This window comes from Acetomicrobium mobile (assembly GCF_937920065.1).
Genome location: NZ_CALETC010000113.1, coordinates 1 through 5,590 on the forward strand (window position 1 = coordinate 1; position 5,590 = coordinate 5,590).

Annotated in this window: 4 protein-coding genes; all 4 read left to right on the top strand. The window is 51.2% G+C overall.

Annotation, left to right across the window (positions count from 1 at the left end; genetic code table 11):
* Window positions 1–670 (top strand): flagellin (locus tag Q7P41_RS04750; protein WP_303882553.1); only part of this gene is annotated, 670 nt, incomplete at its 5' end.
* Between the two features lie 102 nt (window positions 671–772).
* Complete coding sequence (locus Q7P41_RS04755) at window positions 773–2,749, top strand: motility associated factor glycosyltransferase family protein (protein WP_303882555.1); 1,977 nt, start codon at window positions 773–775, stop codon at window positions 2,747–2,749.
* 38 nt (window positions 2,750–2,787) lie between these two features.
* Entirely contained in the window at window positions 2,788–3,321 is a 534-nt protein-coding gene (locus tag Q7P41_RS04760; RefSeq protein WP_303882557.1) for a hypothetical protein, read from the top strand.
* Between the two features lie 138 nt (window positions 3,322–3,459).
* The coding region (locus tag Q7P41_RS04765; protein WP_303882558.1) for a flagellin at window positions 3,460–5,590 on the top strand (2,131 nt) is incomplete at its 3' end.

Genomic DNA, 5,590 nt, shown 5'->3' on the forward strand with positions numbered 1-5,590 from the left:
TTTGCGTAGCACCTTAGATGTTTCCGGTTGGACGGGAAGCGGGCCGTTAAACATCACTGTTAACGGCTATACGCATACCATAAATACCGCGGGCATGACTATAGATGATTTGGTAAACACCGTAAACTCTAGATTTCAAAGCGGAGACGTCAGGGCAGAGCTTGTGGATAACGGCTCGGTGGATATGCGGTTTGTGCTGTGGTCGCCGAAAGGATACGTCATCGAGGCTCAAGGTGACACTCCGTCATTGCCCGGTTCCCCTTCGCCCTCGAGGGGCGGTGTAGGGCCTTATAATCAGATAACGACCGTTCGGACTTCTGCCGATATCGGCTCCACCGATTTCTTCGGTTTGCTCGACGACCTCATGCAAGCCGTAAGGCAGGGCGACGTTGAAGGCATATCAAGCACAATTTTGCCTAAACTCGACGAGGCCATTGATGACATACTTTGCGTTCGCACCCAGACGGGCGCGCTTCAAAAAAGGTACCAAACCTCAAGCTCCAGACTGAAACAGATGAACTTGAATTACAACGAACTTTACAGCAAGGTGTCTGACACCGATCTTGCCGAAGCTGTTACGAAGTTTGCCATGGCCCAAGCCGTCTATCAGGCAAGTTTGGCCACCATAGCCAGGATAATACAGCCCACGCTGGTGGATTTCTTACAATGATAAATACATAAACAGTCTCTATTACAAGCTACAACAGACTTTTGACATGTTGTTCTGTTGCAAAAATTTAAGTAAACAGCTTTATATTAAGGAGCAAAAAGGATGTCTGTAGCAATGAAAGATTTTGAACTGACACAAAATGCTAATTTCGAAGCTCTGCGGGCGGTTCAGCCTTACCTGGCAGAGTTTCTTGAGCAAAAGGCAAAAGATTTGGGCTTTGCTTCGTGGACAGCAAATTACAAAGGTCCTTACGTTGAACTGCGCGACGGCGAAGGCAAGCTGCGTTTCGTCGAAAATGTCGGGTTAGGTTATAGCTGCATCAGCGGAAACCCTGATTGTAAAAGCGCCATCGTGCTGGGGTTAGGCCTTGGAAATCATTTTTTAAATACCTTCACTGAGAAGGACGAAAACTTAAGGATCATTTGTTGCGAACCCGATCCGGCTCTCCTGTATTGGGCATTGTGTCTGCACAATTTTTCTCATCTGATCTCAAAGGGGAAGCTTTTTTTCGTCGTGGGAGAAGATAAAACCGACAGGGACGGCCAATGGCGCAAGATATCCCCCTGGGTCAGGCTCATGGGCAAGATTGAGCCTTCCATATATGTACATAGGCAATATTCCGGAAACGACATTTCAAAGATGAAGCAGTTTTTGAGCGAGTACAGGGGGATGCTTCTTTCTGCCATCTCCACCAGCACCATACCGCTTTCAAGAAATTTGGTGGAGACGGCTCAGACCGCGTTAAACGCCTACATATACAAGGACAGAAACGTAGCGACGTTGCAGGAGATACAAAAGCATTGGAAAGGAAAACCTGCCATAGTCGTTTCGGCTGGCCCTTCCCTGGACAAGCAAATCGAGCTTTTAAGGGAGGCCCAGCATCACTGCGTAATCATAGCCAACGACGTCATCGCAAACTACCTGATAGAAAGGGGCATAATACCCCACGTCATAGCGGCGCTCGACTACTCCCACGTGGTCTATGACAAACTGGAAAAAGCGATAAAAGCCCTCTCCGCCCATGAAGGCAAACCCGTTTTGGCCTTCGGCAGCAAGGTATATCCCAAGCTGATTTACGAATGGCCCGGCCCCCTTTTTCCGAATCAATCCGACGCCGTGGGTCCCAAGGCTTGCGAGATACTTGGCTTGAATAGTTTGAATGTCGGTTCTTCCGTGGCGCATTTCTGCTACTCGGTGGCCCAGGCCATCTGCCCCAAAGAAGTGATCTTCGTCGGCCAGGACCTTGCCTACGGCGAAGGCGGCAGGACGCATTCCAGCGGATTTGCCGAAGGGTCGGCCCCGACGGACTTGCAGATTGAGGTCACTTCCTGGGACGGCCTTGGAACGGTCAGGACCAACAGGCACTGGTACGGGTTTTTAACGATATTTGAACATGCGATCGCGTCATCTTCCGTGCCCGTCTACAACTGTACCGAAGGCGGCGCCAGGATGAACGGCGCCATACACGTGCCCTTTAAGGAAAGGCTCAAAGAACATGCAGGCGACCCGGCTCCTTCGTTTTTAAAGGGCGAAAAGCTGGATGGCATCGGCCTTACCCTGGATAACCAGCGCCGCATCCTGAGAGAGATAAACGGTGTTCTTAAGGATTTAGAAGGCATAAGAAAAGAGCTTATAAGGGTAACGAGGCTTAAGGCCTCCCCAAGGTCCCTTAATTCCGTGGAAAAGTCATACGGAGCTGCCCTGGAAGCCTGGAGGGACATATTTTACAAATGCGAGTTTCTGCTTGGCGTCATCACCTCTCTAAGGTTCAGCGCCAGCGGCGAACTGCTGGGCGACAATTTGTCGATAAGCACCGTTCACGAAGCCAAGGAGATTGCCGAGCTGTTTTTGGAAGACGTAGAGTTTGCTAAAGCTTACTTAAAGGAAGTTAAAAGGATTTGGGGCATGTTTTCGCCCATCTTGAAAGAAAAAGACATCGTCGACCATGGTCTGAACGAGCAGGAAACGATCCCTATGCATGAACTTTGGCTTGCCGTTGCTTCCTCTGGCGACGAACCCTGGTGGGACGGCTTTTTAGGTGAAAGATTTACCCTGACGCATTTCTTGAGCTCGTCGTAAAAGCCTATGGTGCCTACATGGAGGCCCCGCTGGATCAGATGATACAAGCCCTTAAAGACGAGATGCCGTCGTGGCTTTACGGGCTTTGCAGGAGCTGGTACGACTTTTTATACCGCGCCAACTTCGGTAAATACATTATGTTCTTGAGCTTCTGCGGGAAGGCAGAGCAGTTTTTCAGGGCCTCAAAGACGTCCGAAAGGTGGCTTTATGCCTTTGCTTCGCTTCTTTCGCCGCAGCTTAGGGCGTTAGCGCCCTTCGTTAAAATAAGCGGAGGTGCCCAAGTCGAAGATTACGCCCTTTTGAGTGACCTCGTCAGGGCAGAAGCCCTTTACTGGGAAGGAAGACACAGGGAATTTTTGTCCGAGGTGTCCAAACTGCTTGACAGGTTTAAGGAAGAAATCCCGCTTGCGCTGGCAGTGCTTCAGGCAAGCGGCGGTACGTGGGTTGCCTCCATTGCCGAGCGCACAATGAAGGCCTGCATGAACGCCGGTATCCCCATGGAAAAATTTCAGGAAAAATTTTTGCAAGCCTTCGGAATCAGTGTAAAGTTTGAGCCTGCAAATGCCGATTAATAAATGAAGGCTTACGATCCAGGGGGTGGTTGCTTCGAAAAAGTAAGTAGTTAGTTTAAACAAGAAGCGGTTGGTTTTTAGGCAAAACTTTCTGTCAGGAAGGGCAGAAAAACATGACTCACGGAGGAGGAATGTTTCATGAGAGTGTACCACAATATTCCAGCATTATTTACCTATAATGCCTTGAACAGCACCAACGAGTCCCTGCAGAAATCCATCAACAAGCTTTCGACCGGCTTGAGGATCAACACCGCCGCCGACGATGCGGCGGGGCTCGCCATAAGCGAGAAGATGAGGGCTCAGGTGAGAGGGCTGGATATGGCTGTAAGAAACGCCCAGGACGGCATATCCATGATCCAAACGGCAGAGGGCGCCTTAAACGAGACGCACTCCATCCTTCAGAGGATGAGGGAGCTGGCCGTACAGGCCGCAAACGACACGCTCACCGCAAATGACCGTCAGGTCATCCAGTCGGAAATTGACCAGCTCAAGGAAGAAGTGGACCGCATCGCATCCACGACCCAGTTCAACAAGAAAAAGCTCTTGGACGGCTCCGCATCGGTGCTGTGGTCTTCCGACAAGCTGGAGACCAAGGCATTCGTGCGTGGCAGCCTGCGTCAGATCGACCAGTTCGGCCAAAAGGCAGCCGCCGAGGGCAACTTCAAGATCTCCATCGAGGCCACGCCCGGCCAGGGACAGATCCAGAAAAGCGACATATTCAAGGTGAAGCACGACATATCCACAGACGTGATAACTGATGTAGGTGTTACGGTAAGCGCGGGTGGCTCTGTAACGGCAGGAGAATATAAGCTCACGCTCACCCGCGGGACCGACAATAAAATTATAGCTACGCTTACTACTCCTGGAGATAGTACCAAAACGACAAACGTAGTTAATAACACCGCTACATTCGATATTTCGACAGGTAATTCCATCACGGTCACACTTGATCCTGACGTGCTGGCGAGCATCGGCGAAGGGGACGAAGTGACTCAGAAGTTCACTTATACGCCCAACCTTGCTGTAGTCACTAGCGATTCCAATGGTATATTGGCCACGACTAATCCAATAACCATTACCGGCGTCGTCCCGGCAGGGGAGTATACGCTGACATTTAGTGCAAGTGATAGTGGCATCAGCAGTGCCGTTCTTAAGTGGGGGGAAGAATCAGCGACAGTAGGCCTAAGCTCTGATGACACTAACGCTGTATTTGATATCGGTTCTGCCGGAAAAATTACGGTCAAATTTAAAAGTGCTATAGAAGATCTAGAAAGTGATCTAGATCTAACCGGTAAGGTAACCTTCACCGTCACGCCTCCTGACATAACCATCAACCCGATAACGGCTGATGTTGGGGATGTGGCTCCCAAGTGGGCCAGCCTGCGCGACATAGACCGCTTCTGGGACGCCAACGGCAAGTTCCTGCTCGATGATCCCCAGACCATCACCATGATCCAGGGCGACGGCAAGAAGGCCACCGTGACGCTTTATGCCACCGACACCATAGACGACGTCGTTGACAAGCTCAACTCGGCCATCAGGGATCAGCTCGGCCAGGGTCAGTACGTCTCCGACGAAGATGCCGATAACTTCGTTACCTATGTTAACGAAGGCGCGGAAGACTCCAACACCCCCGATGCTGTGGCCGGAACCATTGTCATCAGAAGCGTCGTGGCGGGCAAAAACGGCGAGATCTCCTTCACCGGCGACGAGGATGTGCTTAAGGCGCTGAGCTTAAGCCAGATTCAGGCCTCGAAGGAAAACGTCTTTACCGTAAACGTGGAGGACGCTCACAGCGGAAAAACTGTAGCGCAGAACGTAAACGTAACGGGCAATTTGCTCATCGGCATAGTGCATCCCAACGTGGACGTTGAGTTCGACGCCATGGCCGATGTAAAAGTAAGCTGGAATAACACTACCAAGCAATTCGAGCTTGAGGATGACACCGGAACCTACGAGACATCGCTTCACCTTGCCGACAACTCCACGGTCTTCCAGATCGGCGCCAATGAAGGCGAAGACATGGGAATAGACATCGGGAACATGTCAGTGCGCTCGCTTGGCATTAACAGGGTTCTGGTCACCGACCGTGGCTCGGCGTCCCGTTCCATAACGGTTATTGACTCCGCCCTGGACAAGGTTTCCAGCCAAAGGGCGAAGCTCGGCGCTTACCAGAACAGGTTGGAGCACACCATAAACAACCTGACCACGGCATCTCAGAACCTGACCGCTGCCGAAAGCCGCATCCGCGACCTCGACATGGCCCAGG

Coding starts and splice junctions, on each gene's coding strand:
- Q7P41_RS04760 (WP_303882557.1), top strand. CDS start 2,788: ATGATACAAGCCCTTAAAGACGAGATGCCGTCGTGGCTTTACGGGCTT.
- Q7P41_RS04755 (WP_303882555.1), top strand. CDS start 773: ATGTCTGTAGCAATGAAAGATTTTGAACTGACACAAAATGCTAATTTC.